Origin of the sequence: Streptomyces sp. NPDC057280 (genome assembly GCF_042668605.1) — a bacterium.
GTDB lineage: Bacteria > Actinomycetota > Actinomycetes > Streptomycetales > Streptomycetaceae > Streptomyces.
The window spans coordinates 135,795-156,961 of the sequence record NZ_JBHUYR010000007.1; the positions used below are offsets into that span (position 1 = coordinate 135,795).

Sequence of the window (21,167 nt, forward strand, 5' to 3'; positions counted from 1 at the left end):
GGTCTTCGAAGTCCTTACGATGCGAGCTGGTTCAGGGCGGGCTCCGGCACGGCGCCGGTGTCGAGCGCCGGGAGCACCTCGCAGGTCGGTGCCACCACGCGGCTGTGCGGCGGGAGGTCGTCCAGGACGATGGCGTGGGCGCCGACCCGGGAGTCGGAGCCGACGGTGACCGGGCCGAGGACGCTGGCGCCGGTGCCGATGATCACGCGGTCGCCGACGACGGGGTGGCGGCGGGAGCCGGCCGGGCGGCGCAGGTCCTTCCACCAGCCGACCGAGCCGAGCGTGACCTGGTGGTACAGCATCACGTCGTCGCCGATGCGGACGGTCTCGCCGATGACGACGGCGGTGCCGTGGTCGACGAAGAAGCGGCGGCCGATCCGGGCGCCCGGGTGGATCTCGATGCCGCTGACCGCGCGGGCCAGCAGCGACAGGGCGCGGGCGGTGAAGCGGTGCCCGCGCCGCCACAGGCGGTGCGCGACCCGGTACGTCCACAGGGCGTGGATGTGCGGGTAGAGCAGCACCTCGGCGCGGGAGGAGGCGGCGGGGTCCTTGGCGAGGACGGTGGCGATGTCCTCGGCGAGCAGCGCCCGCAGCCGCGGTCCCTTCTCACATGTGGTCATACGGCGCCTCCGGTCTGACCGGCCGGCCCGCGAGGAAGCGCTGCGGACGGTAGGGCTCGAGGAGTTCCTGGACGGCCTTGCCGGGGACGGCGCCGCCCTCGACGATCTCCTTCGCCGCCAGCTCCGCGACGGCGGGCGCCATCTTGAAGCCGCCGCCGCTGAAGCCGAGGGCGAGGTAGAGCCCGTCGGGTCCGGCGGCACCGACGACGGGCCGCTTGTCGGGGGTGTAGCCGTCGAGGCCCGAGCGGGTGCCGGCCAGCGGAGCCGTGGCCGCCTGCGGGACGCGGACCGCGATCGCGTTGATCGCCGCTTCCAGCTCGGCCTGCGTGAGTGGCTCCACGTCCCGGCCCAGCTCGGTGTCCGGCTTGCTGGGCACACCGAAGTAGAAGCGGTCCAGGCCGTCGGGCCGGAAGTAGGAGCCGGTGGTGTCGTCGATGCAGGTCGGCACCGAGGCCCGCGAGCCGCGCCGCCCCGCGCCCGGCAGCTCGGCCTGCGCGAGGCCGATGCGGCGGGCGGTCACCGGGATGTGCACGCCGAGGTACTCGGCGGGGCCGGACCCCCAGGCGCCGCCCGCGAGGACGACCAGCGGGGCGTCGATCCGCCCGATGGAGGTGAGGACCCCGGTGACGACACCGGCGTGCTCCAGGACCTTCATCGCCCGGATGCCCTCGGACGGGGAGACCCCGAGCCGGTAGGCGGCGGCCAGCAGCGCCCCGGAGGCGGCCATCGGGTCGGCGTAGCCGCCCTCGGGCTCGTAGGCGGCCAGCGCGATGTTCTCGGTGCTGAGCCCGGGATAGATCTCCTTCAGCTCGTACGGGTCGACGATCTCGACCCGCCGGTGCCCCGCGGCGTCGGTGGTGGCGGCGGCGTTGTGCCGCAGGTCCTCGGCGTGGTTGTCGCCGACGATCATCACGAACCCGGTGCGCCGGTAGCCGCAGTCGCCGCCGATGACGTCGGCCCACTGCTCGAACACCGGCAGGGAGCGCGCGGCCAGCCGGGTGTCGGCGACGGCGGTGTGGTGCAGCCGCAGCAGCCCGCCCGAACGGGACGTGGCCCCTTGGGCGTTGACCCGGCCCTGGTCGCACAGCACGATCCGGCCGAGCCCGGCCAGCGCGAGCTGGTGCGCGATGGCCGCGCCGATCACCCCGCCGCCGACGACCACCGCGTCGGCGTGCGCGTGCACGATGGGACTCATCAGACGGACACCCCTGCCCCTGTTCCGGCGCCGACACGGGAGTGGAGGGGGCCGGACGGGTCGTCGATCTCGAACACGGAGGCCCACTTGGCGCGTTCGCGGGCGATCGCCTCGGCGCCGCCCCACCAGATGGTGACGAACCGCAGCCGGGTCTCGCCGTCGTTGGTGAGGTCGTGGTCCTGGTACGGCGTGATGAACACCGTCTCCCCGGCCCGCACCCGGCGCGTCTCGTCGCCGATGCGCATGACGCCGCTGCCCTCGGTGATGAAGAACATCTCGTTCTCGTCGTGGTGGTGGGCGGTGGACGTCTCGCCGGGCGCCACGTCCACCCAGGCGCCGCCCCAGGTGGGCTCCTCGACCGCGCCGGGCCAGGGGAAGATGCGCCGGCCGCTGACGTTGTACGGCTCCTCGAAGACCATGTCCTCCTCGTGCGCGCTGAACACGTGCATCAAGCTCTTCTTCTCGGGCTGTTGCTCGCTCATGGGGTCCCCCGTTTCACGCGGCGACGGGCTGGCGCAGTCGGCTGCGCAGGTCGCGGTGGATGGTGTCGGCCTTGGCGGCCATCTGGCTGAAGGAGGTGGCGGAGCCGATGCCGTGCCGCCACTCGGTGAGGCCGTCGAGGTAGAGACCCACCTCGCAGTCGTCGGTGGTCTCGGCGCGGTAGGCCCGGGTGACGTCGGGGCGGCCCTGCGCGTCGAACTTCAAGTAGGGCTTGAACGCCTCCAGTTGACGCGGGAAGGCGGGCTCGCGGTAGCCGGTGCAGACGATGACGGCGTCGGCCTCGATGACGCTCCGCTCCCCGGTGAAGACCTCTTCAGTCTCCAGGCGTACGACGTCCCCCATGACGGAGACCTCGCGCACGTCGGTGCGGCGGTGCATGTGCAGCCGCTGCCGTCCGGTGAGCCGGTCCTGGTAGACGGCCTGGTAGAGCCCGGTGGAGACATCCGGGTCGACGGCGGCGTAGTTGGTGGCGCGGGCCTGGTCCAGGGCGCGCTCGCGCTCCTCGTCGCCGAGCGCGTAGAAGTAGTCGGTCTCGTCGGGGAAGTACACCTCGTTGCTGAAGTGGCCCAGCTCGTACATCCGGAAGCCGGCGTGCCGGACCAGGGAGTGGATGTGGGCGTCGGGGTTGAGCCCGGCGAGGTGCAGCACGATCTCACCGGCGGTCTGCCCGGCGCCGATGACGGCGACCCGGTCGAGCCGGCCGAGGCCGGCCAGGGAGGGCAGCAACCTGCTGGCGTGGAAGACGCGTTCACCGAGCGCGGGCCGGAACACCTCGGGGACGTAGGCCTCGTGACCGGTGGCGAGGGCGATGTTGCGTCCCTCGACCGTGTGCAGGGCACCGTCCCGGGGGTCCCGGGAGACGACCCGCGCACTGAGCACCCGCCCGTCATCCCCGACCACCGGCTCCACCGACAGCACCTCGCGGTGGTAGTCGACCTGGCCGCGCACCTGCCCGGCCGCCCACTGCACGTAGTCCGACCACTCCAGGCGGCTCGGGTAGCCGCCCATCAGCGTGAACGGGTAGAAGCGGCCGGTCTGGTGCAGATAGCTCGGGAAGCCGAACCGGGAGCGCGGGTCGCGGGGAGTCGCGAAGTCGCGCAGGAAGTGGTGCTGGATGTCGGTGCCGGGCAGCACGAGGTTGGGCTGCCAGGCGGAGTCGGGGGCCTTCTCCAGGTAGCGGGCGTCGAGGGCGCCCCCGTGCTGGTCGTCGTGGTCCTCGACGGCGGCGGCGAGCGCGATGCCGGAGGGCCCGAACCCGGCGACGACCAGGTCATGGACGTCGTGAGCGCTCATCGGAGGGCCTCCTCGGCGGCGGTGAGGGCCTCGCGCAGGATGCGTCCGGCGATGTCGATCTCCTGCTCGGAGCAGTTCAGGGGCGGCAGCATGCGCACGACGCAGTCGTCACGGCCGCCGAGTTCGAGGATCAGGCCGCGGCTGACGGCCTCCCACTGCACGCGCTTGGCGAGCCGGGTGGCGGGCTGCCCGGTGACGGGGTCGTTGAGCTCGACACCGGTCATCAGCCCGAGCCCGCGCACGTCGGCGACGTACGGGCTGACGCCCCGCAGCCCCTGGAGGTGCACCATCAGCTGCTCGGCCCGCGCCCGGACGTTCTCCAGGACACGGTCCCGCTCGACGACCTTCATCGTGGCGACGGCGGCGGCGAAGGCGGGCTGGTTGCCGCGGAAGGTGCCGGTGTGGGCGCCCGGCGCCCAGGCGTCCAGCTTCTCGTCGTAGAGGATGACGGCGGCCGGCAGGCCCATGCCGCTCAGTGCCTTGGACGCGCACACCACGTCGGGCTCGATGCCGTACTGCTCGAAGGCGAACCAGGTGCCGGTGCGGCCGCAGCCGCTCTGCACCTCGTCGACGATCATCGGGATGCCGAGCCGCTTGGTGACCTCCCGCACCCGGCGCACGAACTCCACGTCGGCCGGGATGACACCGCCCTCGCCCTGGACCAGCTCCATGATCACGGCGGCGGGAAGGGTGATGCCGCCGTTGACGTCGGTGAGGGCGCGCTCCAGGAAGGTGGCGCAGTTGACCTCGCAGTTCTCGCGCTTGAGGCCGAGGGGGCAGCTGTGGCAGTTGGAGTACGGGAAGAAGTGCACGCCCGGCATCCGGCCCCGCACCGGCTCCTTCTGCTCGACGAGCCCGGTGACGCTCATCGCGGCCATCGTGGCGCCGTGGAAGCCGCCCTGGAAGGTGATGATCTCCTCGCGGCCGGTGGCGGTCTTGCACAGCTTCAGCGCGGCGTCGACGGCGTTGGCCCCGGTCGGCCCGCAGAAGTGGATGCGCGTCCGCTCCCGCATCGGCGCCGGCAGCATCCCGATGGTCAGCTCGGTGAACTCGTCCTTGATGGGGGTCGGGAAGTCCAGCCCGTGCACGAACTCGTCGAGCTGCCGGTGCGCGGCGGCGAGCGGCTCGGGGTGGTTGTGCCCGAGGGACAGCACGCCGGCCCCGGAGAGGAAGTCGAGGAAGACGTTCCCGTCGAGGTCCTCCACATAGCTGCCCTTGCCGCGTCGTATCGCTATGGGAAGTTTCCGCGGATAGGAGCGTGAATTGGATTCGCGTGCGGCCTGCCGGTCGAGGAGCTCGGCGCTGCGGGGGCCCGGGAGGGTGCCGGAGACGTAGGGACCGGGGTAGCCGGAGGAGGTGGGGGCAGCGTGATCGATGGTTGCAGTCATCTCGGTTCCGTTGGTCAGGCGGCAGCCAGGACGGCGCTGCGGTCGGTGGTGGAGCGGGCGGAGAGGCGCTCGGTGAGGGCGTCGGTGAGGGTGGAGGCGCGCAGGGACAGGAGGCTGAAGGACCCGGCGTCACCGATCCCGTGACTCGACTCGCACAGCCCGTTCAGGAACAGCGGCGGCGTCCCGTCGACGACCGGCTTGAGCGCGTAGTCGCCGGAGACCTCCAGCCGCCCGTCGCTCTCCTTCGCGAAGCGCCCCGCCAGCCCGGCCATCAGTGGCGGGCACAGCTCCTCGTGCGCCCCCGGCCCCATGTTCCGGAAGCCGGTGGCGAGCACGGCGAAGTCCACGGAGTCGGTCACCGTCTCGCCCGTGTTGCGCTCCCGGAAGTCGATGTCCACCCGGCCGTCCGCCTCGGCCACCGACACGGCCTCCAGGTTGCCGCGGACGAACAGCCGCTGGTCGCCGTCGAGTTCCTGCTCGTAGATCTCCAGGTACAGCTCGCGCAGCACGTCGATGTCGGCGGACGAGTAGTTCGTCGGGTGCATGTACGCGTCGAGCGCCTTCTTGCCGTCCCGCGAGGCCCGGAAGTAGTAGTCGGTGAACTCGGGGAAGTACCCCTCCTCGCTGAACGGGCTGGTGTCCTTCTGCCGCAGCGAGTGCGAGCGGGTGTACGTCGTCACCCGCGTCCGCGGGAAGCGCCGCCCCAGGTCCAGCGCCAGCTCCACCGCGCTCTGGCTGCCGCCGATGACCGCGACCGAGGCTGGCTCACCGGACGCGGTCAGCGAGGCGAGCTTCGGCAGGTACTGCGTCAGGTGGAACACCCGCTCGCCACGAAGGGAGTCGTAAGGCGCCGGAACGTAAGGCGTCCGTCCGGGACCCATGACCAGCGTGCGGCCGAGGTAGCGGTTGCCCGACATGGTCGTCACCTCGTACAGCCGCTCCCCGTTCTCCTCCACGACCTGAAGGCCCTCGGCGCGCTGGTTGCAGTCGACGAGGTGGGAGAAGAAGCCGGCGGCCCAGCGGATGTACCCGGCGTACTCCTTGCGCAGCGGGAACTCCGAGGGCAGGTTCAGGTGGCGCAGCAGCCGGCCCTGCTCGTGCAGGTAGTTGAGGAAGCTGTAGCGGGAGCGCGGGTTGCGCAGGGTCACCAGGTCGCGGCTGGGGTGGTTCTGGATGTCGGAGCCGTCGAGCAGCATCCCGGGCTGCCACTCCGGACTGGGCCGGGCCTCCAGGAAGCGTGCCGTCAGCGGTGAGTTCCGCTCCTCCAGGGCGATGGCGAGGGCGAGGTTGGCGGGTCCGAAGCCGATGCCGAGGATGTCGTACACGGGAGTTGTGCTCATCGCTGGGTGCTCCTTGCGGTCACGGTCGTGAAGGTCGGGTTGCCGTCGAAGTCGATGCGCAGGCCGCCGAGGCGGTCGGCCGCGTACACGCGTTGGTCGGTGCGGTACCAGAGGGGGATGAGGGCGAGGTCGCGGATCGCGATCCGGTCGGCGCGCCGCCAGGCGTCGACGCGTTCGGCGGGGTCGACCGCGGCGCGGGCGCGGGCCACCAGGGCGTCGAACTCGGCGTCGACGTACCGCCCTTCGTTGTCGCCGTGGGCGGTGCCCGCGGCGTCGGGGGCGGTGCAGGAGGAGTGCAGCAGCGGGAAGAGCATGTTGTCGGGGGTGGGGTAGTCGCAGGCCCACCCGGCCCGGCACAGACCGGCCGCCGCGATCGAGGTGCGGTGGTCGACGAGACCGCGCGCGTCGGTGCGCAGCAGCTCGACCCGCCAGCCGTGGACTTCCTCAAGCCCCTTGGCCAGGGCGAGCACCCAGTCGTCGTGCCCGGCGCCGGTGTTGTAGGCGAGGTCGACGCGGGTGCCGGGCCCGAGCCCCGCCCGCTCGGCCGCTTCCCGGGCCCGCTGCGGGTCGTACGCCGTCCAGTCGTCCTCGATCTCGGCGCGCGGGGTGTGCGCCTTGCCGAACCACGGGGAGAGCAGCGAGTGCGCGGCCGTGCGGGTGCCGTGGAAGTGGGTGTCGATGAGGCCCTGCCGGTCGATGGCGGCGGAGACCGCCCGGCGGGCGTCCACCGAGTCCATGGGCGCCTGGTGGCAGAAGGGGATGAGGTAGAAGAGCCCGGCACCCTCCTGCTCCAGGTAACCGTCCTTCTCGGACGCCTCCTCGGTCCGGGCCGGGGGGATGCGGGCGTAGTCGTAGGTGCCGTCGGCGAACCGGGCGTACTCGTCGTCGAGGGCGGTGACCGGGTCGAGGATGTCGAGCTGGATCTCCTCGATCTCCGGCCGCGGCCCGAACCACCTCTCGTTGCGCCGCAGCCGGATCGCCTCGCCGTGCCGCCAGGGTCCGTCCATCACGAACGGGCCGTTGCCGACCGGGAGATCGTTGTACGACGTCTCCAGCGCGGCCGGCGTCCAGGACGGCACCGGGAAGAAGATCGGCTGGAGTGTCTTGAGGTCGAACTGGACGTCCGGCTCGGCGAGTTCGACGACCAGCGTGGCGTCGTCCACGGCCGTGAAGTCCCGTACACCCGCCAGGTGGTAGGCGGTCTCGGTGTTGGCCTCGGGATCCAGCGCCCGCCGCCAGCCCCGTACGAAGCTGTGCGCGGTGACCGGCTCGCCGTCGCTGAAGACGGTGTCGGTGCGCAGCCGGAACGTCCAGGTCGTCGCGGTCGGGTCGGACTCCCATTCCCGGGCCGTCGCCGGGATCAGCCCGCCGTCCTCGTCGAGCGCGAGCAGCCCGGTGAACAGGGCCTTGCAGACGAGGATGCCCTCGCCCTCCTGGGCCTTGTACGGGTCGATGGCGGTGGGCTCGGTGATGCCCATGCGGAAGATCACGCGGCGCCCCTGACCACGGGCGGGACCATGACGACGTCGAGCTGCTCGTCCAGTTCGGCGGCGATCCGCTCCACCCGGTCGATGTCCTCGACGCCCCGGTAGGGCGCGGCGACGGCCAGCGAGCCGGCGATCTCGTACCAGCCCTCGGGGGCGCGGCGCAGCCGGTCGCCGGGCTTGGAGGCGGGGATGTAGGAGCGGAAGTAGGGGGAGTGGTAGGCGTCGCCGGGGTTGTTGCGGACCAGCGTGCCGGTCCGGTAGGCGAACTTGATGCAGGTCGCGGCGCGGGGCGTGGCCGCCCTGCGGACCTCGCCGTCGAGGACGGCGGCCCGCTGCTCGGTGTCGTCACCGGCGAGCACGGCCTTGGCGTACAGCCGTACCGCGTCGATGCCGTGCACCTCGCGCAGGTTGCGGTAGTTCTGGCCGCCGCTCATCCGGGTGGCGAACTCCACGACCCGGTACCGGCCCTGGGCGTCCTGCCGGAACTCGGCGTTGAACAGGCAGTGCTGGACGTCGAGTCCGGCGACGATGCCCTCGGCGACCGCGACCAGCTCCGGCTCCTCCTCCGGGGTGCGGAAGGGCAGGGTGTAGAAGTCCTCCTCGAAGTAGGGGCCCGGCATCTGCATCTTGTTGGTGACGCCGACGAGATGGAACTCGCCGTTGACCACGACCCCGTCGAGGGTGACCTCCTTGCCCGGCAGGAACTCCTCGATCAGCGCGATCTCGGGGCCGTCGCTCGGGAAGTAGCCGCCCCACTCCTCGGCGAGCCGCGCCACGTCGGCCAGCGCCCGCTCCAGCTCGTCGCGGTCGCGGACCAGGCTCACGCCGATGCTCGCGGCGAGCGCGCTGGGCTTGACGATGAAGGGGTACGAGAAGTCCTCGGCCGCCTTCAGACCCGCCTCGACGCCGGTCACCCCGGCGAACTGCGGTGCGGGAAGGGCGTGTTCGGTGAGGAATGTGCGCTGGAGCTTCTTGTCCCTGGAGATCGCGTCGGCCTGCGGGCGCGGCCAGGTGTGGCCGAGGAGCTGGTTGGTGCGGGAGGTGACGGCGATGTCGCTGTCGTAGAAGGTGATCGCGGTGGCGATGCCCTGCTTGCGGGCCGCGTCGGCGCAGAAGGCGGCCATCGACTCGCCCTCCAGCTCCTCCGGGACCGGGATCACGGAGGCGAACCGGCCGTCCGCGGCGGCCTGCTTCACACCGGTCGCCAGGTGGATCTCCAGGCCCATCCGCTCCAGCGTCTCGATGTGCTCGCGGTGCCACGCGTAGGTGTTCCGCATGATCAGCAGGATCTTGTTGCTCAGAGGCTTGTTGCTCATGCCGCGACCTTCTGCTCCAGCTCGACGGTGACGACGGTGATCTGCTCCAGCAGGGCCTCGGCGGTCTCGATCGCCGCCGTGGTGTCCGGACCGGTGGTCAGCACCTGGCCCGCGCGGTCCCAGTTGCCGCGCAGTTCGCCGAGGACGTCGCCCGGCTTGACGGTGGTCTCGACGTCGATGACGTCGGCCAGCTGCTTGGCCTCCTCGACGCCCTGCACCTCGACGACCGTGCCGGGGCGGGCGGACAGGAAGCGGGTGGCGGCGGAGCGCTCCGGCACCGGGCGCGCGTCCAGGGCCGGGATCAGCCCGAACTGCCAGGCCACGATCCACTCTTCGACATCGATGCCGTAGGCGGCGTTCAGCAGGTCGAAGATGCGGTCGCCGCCCATGCGGTTGTGGCTCTCGATGATCTTCGGGCCGGTGGGAGTGAGCCTCAGCTCGGTGTGGGCGGCGCCGTCCGTGAGTCCGAGGGCGTCCAGGAAGCGGGCGACCGTGTCCTCGATGCTCCGCTCCTGCGCGGCGGTGAGCCGGGCCGGCAGCGCGTGCCCGAACTCGATGAACCCGTTCTCGCCGCCGGTCAGCTTCTCCGTGACCGCGAGGACCACGTGCCGGCCCGCGAAGGAGAACGACTCCACGCTGAACTCCGGCCCGGAGATGTACTGCTCCACGAGGAAGCGCTCGATGTGGAAGAAGTTCCCCCACTGAAGGTCGGTGCGCGCCCGCAGCGCCTCCACGTTCTCCCAGGCCGCGGCGGCCTGCTCGGGGCCGTCGATGCGCTCGACACCGAGGCTCGCGGTGGCGTCGGCGGGCTTGAGCACGAACGGGTAGCCGTGCGCGGCGCCGAAGGCCACCAGGTCGTCGGCGTCCGTCACCTCGGCGGCGGCGACCGACAGGTCCCGGGTCTCGTCCGAGGCGGCCAGCAGATCACGCATCGCCCGCTTGTCCCGCAGGAGTTCGGCCGTGCGCTCGGTGGTCCCGCCGAGTCCCAGGTGGTCGCTGATCCGCGCGGCCGGCACCAGACCGGGCTCGGTGATCGACACGACCCGGGTGAAGCCGTACGCGGTGTGCGCGGCCTCGATCAGCGGGCGGGTGGTCTCCCAGTCCGTGTAGTCCGAGATGATCACGGCCTCGGCGAGCTTCGCCGCCTCCGGCACGAAGTGGTCCTGGTGCTGGATCAGCACGAAACGGATGCCGAGGGCGGCCGCCTTGCGCAGGGTCTGGATCCGGCCGCCCACCACGAGCAGCGTGTGGTCACCGGTTGATCGCGAGGTCGCTGATTGCTGGGTCATGGCGAAAACTCTGGGCCATGAATTCCGGCGGGAAAATACTTTCCGGCTGGCACAAGAATGCCCGGCACAAAAGACGCAGCGGGCCTTCGGAAAATCGCCCTGGCACGTTTGTGCCACGCACTTTGGTGCCCGCCTCTTCCCCTTCCTGCACGGCGGCCGCACCGGGAACATCGAGGTCATGCCAAGGATCGCGATGACTACGTTCGCCGTGCTCAAGCAGCCGTATCCGCACCTGTCGAACGACGACTTCAACGCACTCGAACCCCTGGTTTTCGGCGCCTCGGAAACCAGCCCCGGCTTCATCGCCCGCGCCACCGCGATCGACGTCGTCGCCACCAAGTGGACGAATTTCGGCCGGGACTACGGCGCGTGGGGGTTCTTCGACGCGCCCGCCTTCTACACCGGCGGCCGCACCGACGACACCGACACCCGCGCCTCCACCCTCTCGCTGTGGACCGACCTCGCCTCGGTGAAGGCGTACGCGTACGGCGGTCTGCACCGGCAGGCGCTGCGCGACCGCCGCCGCTGGTTCGCCCAGATCCCCCACAAGCTGTACGCGGCCTGGTGGGTGGGCGACACCGAGATCCCCACCTGGACCGAGGCCTGCCGGCGCCTCGAGCACCTGGACGCGCACGGTCCCAGCGCGCACGCCTTCGACTTCAGGCAGCCCTTCGACCCCGAGGGCCGCCCCGTGTCCTCGTCCCCCGCTCCCGAGGTGACCCATGTCTAAGCCCAACGTCCGGGCTCTGCTGCTGGTGCTGAGCGCCGCGGCCTTCCTGCTGACCCTCGCCGGTTCGGCGCTGAAGAACACCGTCCAGGTCTACTTCGTGCCGATGGCCGACACCTTCGGCGGCTCGCGCGGCGCCCTCGCCTGGGCGACCACGCTCTTCGCCGTCACCGTCGCCGTCGCCTCCCCGCTGGTCGGCGCGATCGCCGACCGGATCGGCGGTGCCGCCACCCTCGCCGTCGGCACCGCCCTGTCCGGCGCGGCCCTCGTCGGCTGCGCGCTCGCCGGCCGGCTGTGGCTCTTCGTCGCGGTGTACGCCGTCGTCGCCGCGCTCGCGTCCACGATGCTGTCGTACGTCCCCCTCGGCGTCCTCGTCGACGAGCTCTTCCGCGACGGCCGCAAGGGCCTGATGTACGCGCTGCTCACCAACGGCGCGGCCGTCGGCTTCGTCGTCCTGGTCCCGCTGTGGTCCTGGCTCGGCACCTGGGCGAGCTGGGAGAACGTGCTGCTCGTGGTCGGCCTGGTGTTCCTGTTCGTGCTGGCGCCGGTCGCGCTGCTGGTGGCGCGGGCGTCGGGCAGGGTGACGTCGTCCACGGCGTCGGCGGAAGAGGCCGGCTCCGAGGAGCCCGCCGTCCGGCTCTCCTTCGCCGAGCGGTTCCGGCTCACCACCCGCAACGCCGACCTGCGGCGGCTCGCGCTCGCCATGTTCGCCTGCGGCGCCACGATGGCCTTCATCGACGTGCACTTCATCCCGCTGATGCACGACCACGGGCTGGGCCACACCGTCTCCTCCACCGCCGTCGCCCTGCTCGGCGTCTTCGAGATCGCCGGCGGCCTGCTCGCGGGCTGGCTGTGCGACCGGGGCCGCATCAAGGCCGTGCTGCTGAGCGCGTACGCGGTGCGCGGCGTGGCGATGCTGCTGGTCGCCCTCACGCCGACCGGCACGGTCGCGATCGCCTTCGGCATCGTCTTCGGCATCAGCTACCTGGCCACCGTCATCGCCACCACCATGTGGGCGGCCCGGGTCCTCCCCGTCGAGGTGCGCGGCTTCGGCATGGGCCTGGTGTGGACGGTCCACGCCCTCGGCACCGCCCTCACCAGCGAAGCCGGCGCCCTGATGGCCGACGCGACGCACAGCTACACCCCGGTGACCCTCGGCTGCGCGGCCCTCGCGGCGGCGGCCTGTGTCCTGGTCCTGGCCAGCCGGGTGCCCCCGGCGGAGACCCCGGCGGTGCCCGAAGCCCCGCTGGAGGAAAAGGAGCTGGCCCCGGCAGCGGGCTGACACCCCGCAGCCCCTCCCGTCTCCCCCCCGTCCCCTCGTCCCCCGTCCCCCCGTCCCCCAAAAGAACCGGCGCCCCCGCCCCGCCCAAGGAACTCCCCTGTCATGTATGAGCCCCGCACTCGTCAGTTCCTCCTGGTGATGACCACCGCCGCCTTCCTGCTCACCTTCGTCGGAGCGGGGCTGAAGATCACCCTGGAGGCCTATTTCGTGCCGATGGGCGAGACCACCGAAGGCACCGGTGCCTTCCTCGACGGCGCGGCCACCTTCCTCGCCGTCACCACCGCCGCCGCCTACGCCCTGGTGGTCTGCGTGCTGGTGGCGGCGCGGCGGGTACCGGCGGCCGACGCCCCTTCCGACCTCCCCTCCTGAAGGAGCCCCACCCATGGCGGACACCGCCCCCCTGCACCAGCGCCTGCGCCAACTGCCGCGCAGCGCCTGGGTGATCTTCGCGGGGATGTTCCTGATCAAGTTCGGGAACTTCCTCAACGTCTTCCTCGTGCTCTTCCTCGTCTCCCGCGGCTACTCCGCCGCCCAGGCGGGCCTCGCGGTCGCCGCGGTCGGCCTCGGCACCTTCGTCGGCAACATGATCGGCGGCACGGTCGCCGACAGGTTCGGCCGCCGCAGCGCCATCGCGGTGTCCATGTTCGGCTCGGCGGCGGCCACCGCCACCGTCCCCTTCACCGACGGCCTGATCACCACGACCGCCCTGGTCTGCCTGGTCGGCATCTTCGCCCAGCTGTACCGCCCGGCGGCCGGCGCGCTGCTCGTCGACGTCGTCGACGGGGAGCAGCGGGTCATGGCGTTCGCCGTGCTCCGCCTCGCCGTCAACGTCGGCATGGCGGTCGGCCCGCTGGTCGGCGGCCTGCTCAGCGGCCACTCCTACACGTACGTCTTCGCGGGCGACGCCCTGTTCTCCCTCGCCTTCGGCACCCTGGCCCTGCTGCTCCTGCCGGCCGGCCGCCCGGTGCAGGCCCCGGTCACCGCCTCCGAGGCGGCGGGCAAGGGCGGCTACCGCGAGGTCTTCACCGACCGCCCCTACGTCCTGTTCCTGCTGTCGATGGTCGCCGCGACCTTCGTCTACGGCCAGACCACCGCGACCCTCCCCCTGCACGTCACCGACGCCGGCTTCTCCAACACCGTCTACGGCCTGCTTCTCGGCCTCAACGCCCTGCTGTGCGTGGTCATCGAGCTGCCCCTGACCCGGCACACCGAGCGCCGCGACCCGCGCCGCGTCATCGCCCTCGGCCTGCTGCTGCTCGGCGCCGGCATGGGGCTGACGGGCGCCATGAACGCGGTGTGGCTGCTGGCCCTGACGGTCGTCCTGTGGACGGTCGCCGAGACCATCTACACCCCGATCGCCAACGCCTACCCGGCCGAGTTCTCCCCGGCCCACCTGCGCGGCCGCTACCAGGGCGCCGAGGGCCTCGCCCACACCCTCGGCGGCACCCTCGGCCCGGCCGTCGGCGGCCTCCTCTACGGCATCAACGCCCCGCTGCACTGGACCGTCTGCGCCGCCGTCGCCGTCCTCGGCGCGGTCCTGGTCCTGGGCGCCAAGCCCGGCACACGGCAGACGGAGACTCCGGTGGCAAAGACGCCCGAGCCGGTGCCCGCCACCACCAACTGACCCTCCCGTACCCACCCCTTCACACCCGAGAGACCCCGATGACCGTCACCAGCACCGAAGTTCCCCGTATCGACATCCCCTCCGCGACCGAGGACCCGGCCGCGTACGTCACGGCGCTCCTCGAAGTAGCCGCCGAGCGCGACCCGTTCGACGTCCTCGCCAAGACGCCGGTGTGGGCCGCGCGGCTCTTCGCGGACCTGCCGACCGAGCTCGCCGAGACGGTCCCGGAGGAGGGGGAGTGGCCGGCCGCGTTCACGGTCGGGCACCTCTTCGACGTCGACATCGTCTACGGCTTCCGCTGGCGCCTGGTCGCCACCGAGGACGCCCCGGTCTACCCCGGCTACGACGAGGAGAAGTGGGCCCCGCTGCCCCGCCTCCCGTTCCGCCAGATGCTCGACGCCTGGACCGGTCTGCGCGCCTCCAACGTGGCCCTGCTCGCGGCCCTGCCGCCGGAGGCCTGGCAGCGCACCGGACACCACGGCGAGCAGGGCGGCGAGACCATGGAGGTCATGATCAAGAAGGTGGTCGGCCACGACATCGCCCACATCAACCAGATCTACCGCGCGATCCGCCTGGTCCGCCAGGCGGCCGGCCTGGACGTGGCGGAACTGGACGCGACGTACCTGTCGCTGGGCCTGTAACAACCGTCAGGCGCCCGGGACTTGACCGTCCCGGGCGCCTTCGCGCAGGTCCGTGACTACAGCGAGGTGCCGTCGTTCGTGGAGTCCGGGTCGACGCCCATGGTGATCGAACCGACGACCCCCTTGGCGATGTTCTTCTTGTCGTACTTCAGCTTGAGGAGACCGCCCGTGGTGCCGCTCTGGTCGTAGATGGTGTCCTCGGTGAGCGTGGTGCGCTCCGTGGTGCTGGTGGAGTACGGCTCGACCTCGGCGGAGGCGAGCACGGCCTCCTCGGCGAAGAAGAACTGGCCGGTGTGGCAGGTGTGCCCGCCCTCGTAGCCGGCGTCGGTCCACTTGCCGTCCACGTGCACCTTGGTGTGGATGTGGACGGTACGGCCCCGGTACCAGCCCGGGAAGATCGTCTTGAAGGCGACCCGGCCCTGCTTGTCCGTCCTCCACGTGCCGCGCAGGTAGCGCTCGTCGTCGGTGGGCTCCTCGTGGCCGCCGCCACCGCCGCCACCGGTGCCGCCGGAGGGCGCTCCGGACGGCGGTTCACCGGTCGGCGTGCCACTCGGCGTGCCCGAGGGGGCGTCGGTCGGGGCCGTGCCGCCACCGCCGGTCGACAGGCTCTCGTACCCGGAGTAGATGCCCAGCGCGTCGCAGTGCCAGATGTCCACGGCGGCGTTCGCGATCGGCTTGCAGGTCTCGGCGTCGATCACCTTGAGGTTCAGGACGAGCGGGATGCCCTCCTTGTCCTCGGTGATGTCCCGGCGGATCTTGTCGGCATCGATGTAGTAGGGCCCCTCGGTGGTCTCCGAGGTCAGCTTGTAGCACGCCTCGGACGTGGTGGACGTACCGGCGGTGCTCGTCTCGTCGGCGAACGCGCCCGAGGCGAGAGCCGTGCCCGCTCCCACGGCGACGGCGGCTCCCGCCCCCGCCACGACGACCTTGCGCCGTGTCAGATCCCGCTTGTGCCGCGGCCCGTTGTCCTGCTGGTGTTCTGTGTGGTTTCCCGTCATGGGCAGGGAAGTTAGGTAAGAAGCCTGGGAAGGCCACCGGTAAGAGCTGTGCCCTTCTCACAGGAAAGCGAAAGGGCTCGAAACCGACGCCGGTTTCGAGCCCTTTCCCCCAACTGCCTTACTTCGGCTGCGGCTTGCGCACCGTCAGGTGCAGCTCCTTCAGCCGCGCCTCCTCCAGCTCCGTCGGCGCGCCCATCATCAGGTCCTGGGCGTTGCCGTTGAGCGGGAAGGCGATGGTCTCGCGGATGTTCGGCTCGTCCGCGAGGAGCATCACGATGCGGTCGACGCCGGGGGCGATGCCGCCGTGCGGCGGGGCGCCGAAGCGGAACGCGCGGAGCATGCCGGCGAACTTCTCCTCGACGGTCTCGCGGTCGTAGCCGGCGATCTCGAAGGCCTTCAGCATGATCTCGGGCTCGTGGTTGCGGATCGCGCCGGAGGACAGCTCGACGCCGTTGCAGACGATGTCGTACTGCCAGCCCAGGATGTCCAGCGGGTCCTGGGTCTGAAGGGCCTCGAGACCGCCCTGCGGCATCGAGAACGGGTTGTGCGAGAAGTCGATCGCGCCGGTGTCCTCGTCCTTCTCGTACATCGGGAAGTCGACGATCCAGCAGAACCGGAAGACGTTCTCCTCGAAGTGCCCGGCACGCTTGGCGGCCTCGACCCGCACCGCGCCCATGATCTTCGAGACCTCGTCGAACTCGCCCGCGCCGAAGAACACGGCGTGACCGGCGGCCAGCGACAGCCGCTTGGTGAGCTCGGCGACGTTCTCCTCGGTGAGGAACTTGGCGATCGGGCCGGTCAGCGAACCGTCCTCGGCCACCCGCACCCACGCCAGGCCCTTCGCGCCCAGCGTGACGGCGAAGTCGCCGAGCTGGTCGAAGAACTTCCGCGGCTGCGCGGAGACGTCCGGCACCGGCAGCGCGCGCACGTGCTTGCCGGCGAAGGCCTTGAACTCCGAGCCCTCGAAGACGTCGGTGATGTCGACGAGCTCCAGCCGGGCCCGCAGGTCCGGCTTGTCGGAGCCGTACTTCAGCATCGCCTCACGGAACGGGATCCGCGGGAACGGCGAGGTCACATGCCGTCCGTTGCCGAACTCCTCGAACAGCTCGGTCATGAGCCTCTCGATCGGCTGGAAGACGTCCTCCTGCTCGACGAAGCTCATCTCGACGTCGAGCTGGTAGAACTCGCCCGGCGAGCGGTCCGCGCGGGCGTCCTCGTCACGGAAGCAGGGCGCGATCTGGAAGTAGCGGTCGAAGCCGGAGATCATCAGCAGCTGCTTGAACTGCTGCGGCGCCTGGGGGAGGGCGTAGAACTTGCCCGGGTTCAGACGGGAGGGCACCACGAAGTCACGTGCGCCCTCGGGGGAGGTGGCGGACAGGATCGGCGTCGCCATCTCGTTGAAGCCGAGGGCCACCATCTTGGAGCGGATCGAGGCGATGACCGACGACCGCAGCATGATGTTCTTGTGCATGCGCTCGCGGCGCAGGTCGAGGAAGCGGTACTCCAGGCGCCGCTCCTCGTTGACCCCGTCCTCGGTGTTGATCGTGAACGGCAGCGGGGCGGCGGCGCCGAGCAGCTCGACCTCGCTCACCTCGACCTCGATCTCACCGGTCGGCAGGTCCGCGTTCACGTTCTCGGTTCCACGGGAGACAACGCGGCCGTCGATACGGACCGTGGACTCCTTGGAGACCTTGTCCAGCGCCTCGTAGGCCTCCGTGCCCGGCCGGGCGACGAGCTGCGTGATGCCGTAGTGATCGCGCAGATCGATGAAGAGGATGCCGCCCAGGTCGCGCCGATTGTGCAGCCAGCCACTCAGCCGGACGTCGGTGCCGACGTCAGAGGAGCGGAGCTCGCCGCAGGTGTGGGACCTGTACCGATGCATCGTCGTTCATCGTCCTTACAGTGTGGGCTGTGTGCCGAGGGTCACTCCCCGACGTGAACGGGCCATGGTGCCCGGACCTCCCAAGGGTACCGGCCGCCCCAAGATCGGCTCTCCACCATTTCCGTCGCCTGCGTGCATGGGCCATCAGTGGCACGGTGCGATCGCCTGTTCTTACAGTGGGGCAATGCGCACTGGTGAGCCCCTGCCCGCCGTGGGGGAGGTACTCTCCGCCCTCGCCACCGGCCTGTGGCACTGGGACACCGCGACAGGCCTGGTCACCGTGGATGCCGAGGCCGCGCGGCTGCTCGGCCTGCGGGCCGAGGCCACCACCCTCACCGAGGTCCAGGCACGCGCCCGCATGCACCCCGTGGACTGGAACGAGATCACGGGCGTGATCCAGCTCGCCGTCGCCGAGGGCACCCTCGCCGAGGTCCGCATCCGGATCATGGACGAGCAGAACCGGGTGATCCGCGTCGTCCGCAGCCGCTCGAAGCCGTCGTACGACGCCGAACGCCGCGCCTTCGTCCTGATCGGCGCGATGCAGGAGGTCACCGAGCCCTCGCCGACCACCGCCGCCGCCCGCAGCAGCACCGCCGTCACCGGCGACTGGCGCCGCTCCCGCGAGGCCTTCCTGCTGGACGCGGGCCGCGCCCTGGCCGAGGCCCGCTCGACGGAAGAGGTCCTGCGGGTGGCCGCGGGCCTGTCCATGCCGGGCTTCTCCCCCGACGGCCTGGCGGTGTTCGGCGTCGAGGGCGACCGCCTGAAGATCATCGGCCACCACGGCCAGCAGCCCGGCGACGAGGGCCCGTTCTCCCACATGTCCCTGGAGACGGACTACCCGGCGGCGGAGGTCGTGCGCACCGGCCGCGCGGTGTACCTGTCGAGCCCCGACCACTACCGTGACCGCTACCCGGTCACCTGGCCGCTGGCCGCCCACTTCGGCCGCCAGTCCTGGGCCTTCCTGCCCCTGACCGTCGCCGGCCGCACCATGGGCGCCTGGATGGCGGCCTTCACCTACCCGGTGGCCTTCACCCCCGACGAGCGCTCGGTCCTCACCACCGTCGCCCGCATGCTCGCCCAGGCCCTCTCCCGCGCCGAGGCCGCGGAATCCGCCCGCGAGCTGACGGACGGCCTCCAGCGCTCCATGCTCCCCAAACTGGGCCCCGAGATACCCGGCATGAGCGTCGCCGCCCGCTACGTCCCCACCGGCGGCGGCCTCCAGGTCGGCGGCGACTGGTACGACATGATCCCGCTGCCCAACGGCCGCCTCGCCCTCGTCATCGGCGACGTCCAGGGCCACGACGTCCGGGCCGCCGGCCTCATGGGCCAGCTCCGCATCGCCCTGCGCGCCTACGCCTCCGAGGGCCACCGCCCCGACGCCGTCCTCTCCCGCGCCTCCCGCTTCCTGCACGGCATGGCCTACGACGACGACCAGGACCCCGGCGACCTGCGCTTCGCGACCTGCCTCTACGCCGAGGTCGACCCCGGCACCGGCGCCCTGGACATCGCCCGCGCCGGCCACCCCGACCCGGCGATCCGGATGGCCGACGGCACGGTCCTGGCCCGCCGCACCGACGGCGGCCTCCCCCTCGGCATCGACCCGGACGCCGACTACCCCACCACCCGCCTCACCCTCGAACCCGGCGAGACGATGATGGTCTGCACCGACGGCCTCCTGGAGACCGGCGGCCACGACCTCGACACCGGCTGGCAGCGGGTCCGCACCATCCTGGAGGAACACAAGGGCGACGACCTCGAGGAACTCGCCGACGCCCTGGTCCAGGCGGTCCACGGCCCCTCCTCCCACCACACCCCGGGCCCCCTCACCGACCGCCGCGAGGACGACATAGCGGTCCTGCTGCTGCACCGCGAGGGAGACGGCTGCGGCTGCGGCGAGACCGTCACCCGGCCCCAGGTCCGCCGCACGATGCTCACGGTGGCCCAGGCGGAACCGGAACGCGTCGCGGTGGCCCGCGCACAGCTCAGGGAACTCCTCCACGACTGGCCCTCCCAGGACCAGATCGACTCCGCGGTCCTGCTCCTGTCGGAAACGCTGACGAACGTCCTCGTCCACACGGACGCCGACGCGCTGCTCCTCGCCGAGATCCACGGCGACGGCCCCGGCACCCGCCGGATGCGCATCGAGGTCACCGACACCAGCGACGACCTCCCCCACAAACGCCGCCCCGGCGAACTCGCCTCCTCCGGCCGCGGCCTGATGCTCATCGAACTCCTCGCCGACGCCTGGGGAGTCGACCCGCGCGGCGAGGGCAAGAGCATCTGGTTCGAGCTCTACGAGTCCACGGCCGAGGCGTCCCGCGCGTAACGCTCCCGCAGCTCGTGTCCGACCGCGAACGCGGCGGCGGTGAGGGGTACGGCGAGCAGCATCCCGAGCACCCCGGAGGTGGACGCCCCGGCCGTGATGGCGACCAGCACCACGGCCGGATGCATCTGCACGGTGCGGCTCTGGATGGCCGGCTGCAGCACATGCCCCTCCAGCACCTGCACGGCGAGCACGATCCCGAGCGCCCACAGAGCGATGACGACCCCCCGGTCGGCCAGCGCGACGAGCACGGCCACGGCCCCCGAGATGAACGCCCCGAGGTACGGGATGTAGGCCCCGACGAACACGAGCGCCGCGAGCCCCACGGCCCCCGGGACATCAAGGACCAACAACCCGACCCCAATACAGACGGCGTCGATGAGGGCGATGATCGTGGTCCCCCGCATGAACCCCTCCACGGCCCCGAAGGCCCGCCGCGCCAGGGCCTCGACGAGATCACCGGAGGCGGCGGGGACCACTGCCCGCAACGCACCGACGGCCCGATGCGAGTCCCGCAGGAAGAAGAAGACAAGAAAGAGCGCGAGAACGGCCATGGCGATGACCTCCCCGACCACACTCACCCCGCTGATGACCCCGGAAGCGGCGGTCCCCCCGAACCGGCCCAGCAGTTCCTTGGCGTTGGAGGCCAGGTCATCGAGCGAGGTCCCGGCGGCCCCGAAATGATCGGCGATCCCCTGAGCCGCGTCCTTGAGCGAGGCGACGATCTGGTCCCCGGTGTCGATGAGCGCGGCGACGACGATATAGACGGCCCCACCGACCACCCCCACCACGGCCACACAGGTGAGCCCGGCGGCGAGCGACCGCCCGACCCCGACCTTGATGAGCCACCGGTGCAACGGCCCGAGCAACGCGGTCCCGAGCAACGCGAGCAGCACCGGCACGACAGCGGTACGGAACTCCCCGCACAGCCGGATCCCGACGTACCCGACCCCGGCGACGAGCAGGGTGACGGCACACCAGGCGGCGATACGGCGAACCGGGGCCGGAAGCAACGCTGTCGACGGTTCCTGCATGCTCCCATCTGGCCATACGCCAGTTCCGGTGTCGCGCAGTCGCAGCCGAACGAGGCGCGGGACGATCACTTTTCGCAATCGGCTGCGACACTCCGTAATGATCGCTTAGCGTTCCTGGTAACAAACAACCCCGGCCAGGTGTTCGCAGCACCCGCCGGGGTCTCACCACAGGATCGAACGGACCGATCTCATGGATGGAAGCGACTCTAACTCCGCCCTGCCCGCCA

Annotated in this window: 18 protein-coding genes; 6 read left to right on the forward strand and 12 right to left on the reverse strand. The window is 71.2% G+C overall.

Annotated elements, in window-relative coordinates; genetic code table 11:
- Window positions 1-14: 14 nt before the first annotated feature.
- The 9 genes from epsC to ACFUO4_RS33015 are packed head-to-tail and all read right to left on the reverse strand — an operon-like array spanning window position 15 to window position 10,429.
- Complete coding sequence (epsC, locus tag ACFUO4_RS32975; RefSeq protein WP_079310531.1) at window positions 15-620, reverse strand: serine O-acetyltransferase EpsC; 606 nt, start codon at window positions 618-620, stop codon at window positions 15-17.
- The gene (locus tag ACFUO4_RS32980) at window positions 607-1,815 is read right to left on the reverse strand and encodes an FAD-binding oxidoreductase (protein WP_079310532.1); all 1,209 of its coding nucleotides are present in this window, start codon (window positions 1,813-1,815) and stop codon (window positions 607-609) included. Before ACFUO4_RS32980 ends, epsC begins: the two co-directional genes overlap by 14 nt.
- Window positions 1,815-2,297 carry a cupin domain-containing protein gene (locus tag ACFUO4_RS32985; protein WP_079310533.1) on the reverse strand — a complete coding sequence of 161 codons (483 nt, stop codon included), beginning with the start codon at window positions 2,295-2,297 and terminating at the stop codon, window positions 1,815-1,817. Before ACFUO4_RS32985 ends, ACFUO4_RS32980 begins: the two co-directional genes overlap by 1 nt.
- A gap of 13 nt (window positions 2,298-2,310) precedes the next feature.
- Window positions 2,311-3,609, reverse strand: coding sequence for a SidA/IucD/PvdA family monooxygenase (locus ACFUO4_RS32990; protein WP_383491774.1), 1,299 nt, complete (start codon window positions 3,607-3,609; stop codon window positions 2,311-2,313).
- Complete coding sequence (locus tag ACFUO4_RS32995) at window positions 3,606-4,997, reverse strand: diaminobutyrate--2-oxoglutarate transaminase family protein (protein WP_079310535.1); 1,392 nt, start codon at window positions 4,995-4,997, stop codon at window positions 3,606-3,608. Before ACFUO4_RS32995 ends, ACFUO4_RS32990 begins: the two co-directional genes overlap by 4 nt.
- 14 nt (window positions 4,998-5,011) lie before the next feature.
- Window positions 5,012-6,337 carry a lysine N(6)-hydroxylase/L-ornithine N(5)-oxygenase family protein gene (locus tag ACFUO4_RS33000; protein WP_079310536.1) on the reverse strand — a complete coding sequence of 442 codons (1,326 nt, stop codon included), beginning with the start codon at window positions 6,335-6,337 and terminating at the stop codon, window positions 5,012-5,014.
- On the reverse strand, window positions 6,334-7,827 hold the full coding sequence (locus tag ACFUO4_RS33005) for an ABC transporter substrate-binding protein (protein ID WP_383491776.1): 1,494 nt from the start codon (window positions 7,825-7,827) through the stop codon (window positions 6,334-6,336). Before ACFUO4_RS33005 ends, ACFUO4_RS33000 begins: the two co-directional genes overlap by 4 nt.
- Window positions 7,824-9,140: an ATP-grasp domain-containing protein gene (locus ACFUO4_RS33010; protein ID WP_383491778.1), complete on the reverse strand. Its 1,317-nt coding sequence runs from the start codon at window positions 9,138-9,140 to the stop codon at window positions 7,824-7,826. The genes ACFUO4_RS33005 and ACFUO4_RS33010 overlap by 4 nt, the downstream gene beginning before the upstream one ends.
- Complete coding sequence (locus ACFUO4_RS33015) at window positions 9,137-10,429, reverse strand: ATP-grasp domain-containing protein (RefSeq protein ID WP_383491780.1); 1,293 nt, start codon at window positions 10,427-10,429, stop codon at window positions 9,137-9,139. Before ACFUO4_RS33015 ends, ACFUO4_RS33010 begins: the two co-directional genes overlap by 4 nt.
- Before the next feature lie 193 nt (window positions 10,430-10,622).
- Between ACFUO4_RS33015 and ACFUO4_RS33020 the strand changes: the two genes are divergently transcribed.
- The 5 genes from ACFUO4_RS33020 (at window position 10,623) to ACFUO4_RS33040 (ending at window position 14,703) form a co-directional block, all read left to right on the forward strand.
- A complete protein-coding gene (locus ACFUO4_RS33020) occupies window positions 10,623-11,159 on the forward strand; it encodes a DUF3291 domain-containing protein (RefSeq protein ID WP_383491782.1) in 537 nt (178 codons plus the stop codon).
- Entirely contained in the window at window positions 11,152-12,438 is a 1,287-nt protein-coding gene (locus tag ACFUO4_RS33025) for an MFS transporter (RefSeq protein ID WP_383491784.1), read from the forward strand. The genes ACFUO4_RS33020 and ACFUO4_RS33025 overlap by 8 nt, the downstream gene beginning before the upstream one ends.
- A 102-nt stretch (window positions 12,439-12,540) precedes the next feature.
- Window positions 12,541-12,807 carry a hypothetical protein gene (locus tag ACFUO4_RS33030; RefSeq protein ID WP_126273176.1) on the forward strand — a complete coding sequence of 89 codons (267 nt, stop codon included), beginning with the start codon at window positions 12,541-12,543 and terminating at the stop codon, window positions 12,805-12,807.
- Between the two features lie 13 nt (window positions 12,808-12,820).
- Window positions 12,821-14,062: an MDR family MFS transporter gene (locus ACFUO4_RS33035; RefSeq protein WP_383491786.1), complete on the forward strand. Its 1,242-nt coding sequence runs from the start codon at window positions 12,821-12,823 to the stop codon at window positions 14,060-14,062.
- Between the two features lie 38 nt (window positions 14,063-14,100).
- Window positions 14,101-14,703: a DinB family protein gene (locus ACFUO4_RS33040; RefSeq protein ID WP_079310543.1), complete on the forward strand. Its 603-nt coding sequence runs from the start codon at window positions 14,101-14,103 to the stop codon at window positions 14,701-14,703.
- Window positions 14,704-14,759: 56 nt separating this feature from the next.
- On the opposite strand, the gene ACFUO4_RS33045 is transcribed toward ACFUO4_RS33040, so the two are convergent.
- Both ACFUO4_RS33045 and aspS read right to left on the reverse strand, forming a co-directional pair.
- Entirely contained in the window at window positions 14,760-15,701 is a 942-nt protein-coding gene (locus tag ACFUO4_RS33045) for an intradiol ring-cleavage dioxygenase (RefSeq protein ID WP_383491788.1), read from the reverse strand.
- A gap of 118 nt (window positions 15,702-15,819) precedes the next feature.
- Complete coding sequence (gene aspS / locus ACFUO4_RS33050; RefSeq protein ID WP_383491790.1) at window positions 15,820-17,583, reverse strand: aspartate--tRNA ligase; 1,764 nt, start codon at window positions 17,581-17,583, stop codon at window positions 15,820-15,822.
- 184 nt (window positions 17,584-17,767) lie between these two features.
- Here aspS and ACFUO4_RS33055 point away from each other — a divergent pair, with 184 nt between their 5' ends.
- Complete coding sequence (locus ACFUO4_RS33055) at window positions 17,768-19,909, forward strand: SpoIIE family protein phosphatase (protein WP_383491792.1); 2,142 nt, start codon at window positions 17,768-17,770, stop codon at window positions 19,907-19,909.
- Here ACFUO4_RS33055 and ACFUO4_RS33060 read toward each other — a convergent pair.
- On the reverse strand, window positions 19,876-20,940 hold the full coding sequence (locus ACFUO4_RS33060) for an AI-2E family transporter (RefSeq protein WP_383491794.1): 1,065 nt from the start codon (window positions 20,938-20,940) through the stop codon (window positions 19,876-19,878). The two genes, ACFUO4_RS33055 and ACFUO4_RS33060, sit on opposite strands and share 34 nt — an antisense overlap.
- Window positions 20,941-21,167 lie beyond the last annotated feature (227 nt).

What these genes read in the sequence shown, in the direction of transcription:
- epsC (WP_079310531.1), bottom strand. Translation starts at nt 620, where the DNA reads ATGACCACATGTGAGAAGGGACCGCGGCTGCGGGCGCTGCTCGCCGAG.
- ACFUO4_RS32980 (WP_079310532.1), bottom strand. Translation starts at nt 1,815, where the DNA reads ATGAGTCCCATCGTGCACGCGCACGCCGACGCGGTGGTCGTCGGCGGC.
- ACFUO4_RS32985 (WP_079310533.1), bottom strand. Translation starts at nt 2,297, where the DNA reads ATGAGCGAGCAACAGCCCGAGAAGAAGAGCTTGATGCACGTGTTCAGC.
- ACFUO4_RS32990 (WP_383491774.1), bottom strand. Translation starts at nt 3,609, where the DNA reads ATGAGCGCTCACGACGTCCATGACCTGGTCGTCGCCGGGTTCGGGCCC.
- ACFUO4_RS32995 (WP_079310535.1), bottom strand. Translation starts at nt 4,997, where the DNA reads ATGACTGCAACCATCGATCACGCTGCCCCCACCTCCTCCGGCTACCCC.
- ACFUO4_RS33000 (WP_079310536.1), bottom strand. Translation starts at nt 6,337, where the DNA reads ATGAGCACAACTCCCGTGTACGACATCCTCGGCATCGGCTTCGGACCC.
- ACFUO4_RS33010 (WP_383491778.1), bottom strand. Translation starts at nt 9,140, where the DNA reads ATGAGCAACAAGCCTCTGAGCAACAAGATCCTGCTGATCATGCGGAAC.
- ACFUO4_RS33015 (WP_383491780.1), bottom strand. Translation starts at nt 10,429, where the DNA reads ATGACCCAGCAATCAGCGACCTCGCGATCAACCGGTGACCACACGCTG.
- ACFUO4_RS33020 (WP_383491782.1), top strand. Translation starts at nt 10,623, where the DNA reads ATGACTACGTTCGCCGTGCTCAAGCAGCCGTATCCGCACCTGTCGAAC.
- ACFUO4_RS33025 (WP_383491784.1), top strand. Translation starts at nt 11,152, where the DNA reads ATGTCTAAGCCCAACGTCCGGGCTCTGCTGCTGGTGCTGAGCGCCGCG.
- ACFUO4_RS33030 (WP_126273176.1), top strand. Translation starts at nt 12,541, where the DNA reads ATGTATGAGCCCCGCACTCGTCAGTTCCTCCTGGTGATGACCACCGCC.
- ACFUO4_RS33035 (WP_383491786.1), top strand. Translation starts at nt 12,821, where the DNA reads ATGGCGGACACCGCCCCCCTGCACCAGCGCCTGCGCCAACTGCCGCGC.
- ACFUO4_RS33040 (WP_079310543.1), top strand. Translation starts at nt 14,101, where the DNA reads ATGACCGTCACCAGCACCGAAGTTCCCCGTATCGACATCCCCTCCGCG.
- ACFUO4_RS33045 (WP_383491788.1), bottom strand. Translation starts at nt 15,701, where the DNA reads ATGACGGGAAACCACACAGAACACCAGCAGGACAACGGGCCGCGGCAC.
- aspS (WP_383491790.1), bottom strand. Translation starts at nt 17,583, where the DNA reads ATGCATCGGTACAGGTCCCACACCTGCGGCGAGCTCCGCTCCTCTGAC.
- ACFUO4_RS33055 (WP_383491792.1), top strand. Translation starts at nt 17,768, where the DNA reads ATGCGCACTGGTGAGCCCCTGCCCGCCGTGGGGGAGGTACTCTCCGCC.
- ACFUO4_RS33060 (WP_383491794.1), bottom strand. Translation starts at nt 20,940, where the DNA reads ATGCAGGAACCGTCGACAGCGTTGCTTCCGGCCCCGGTTCGCCGTATC.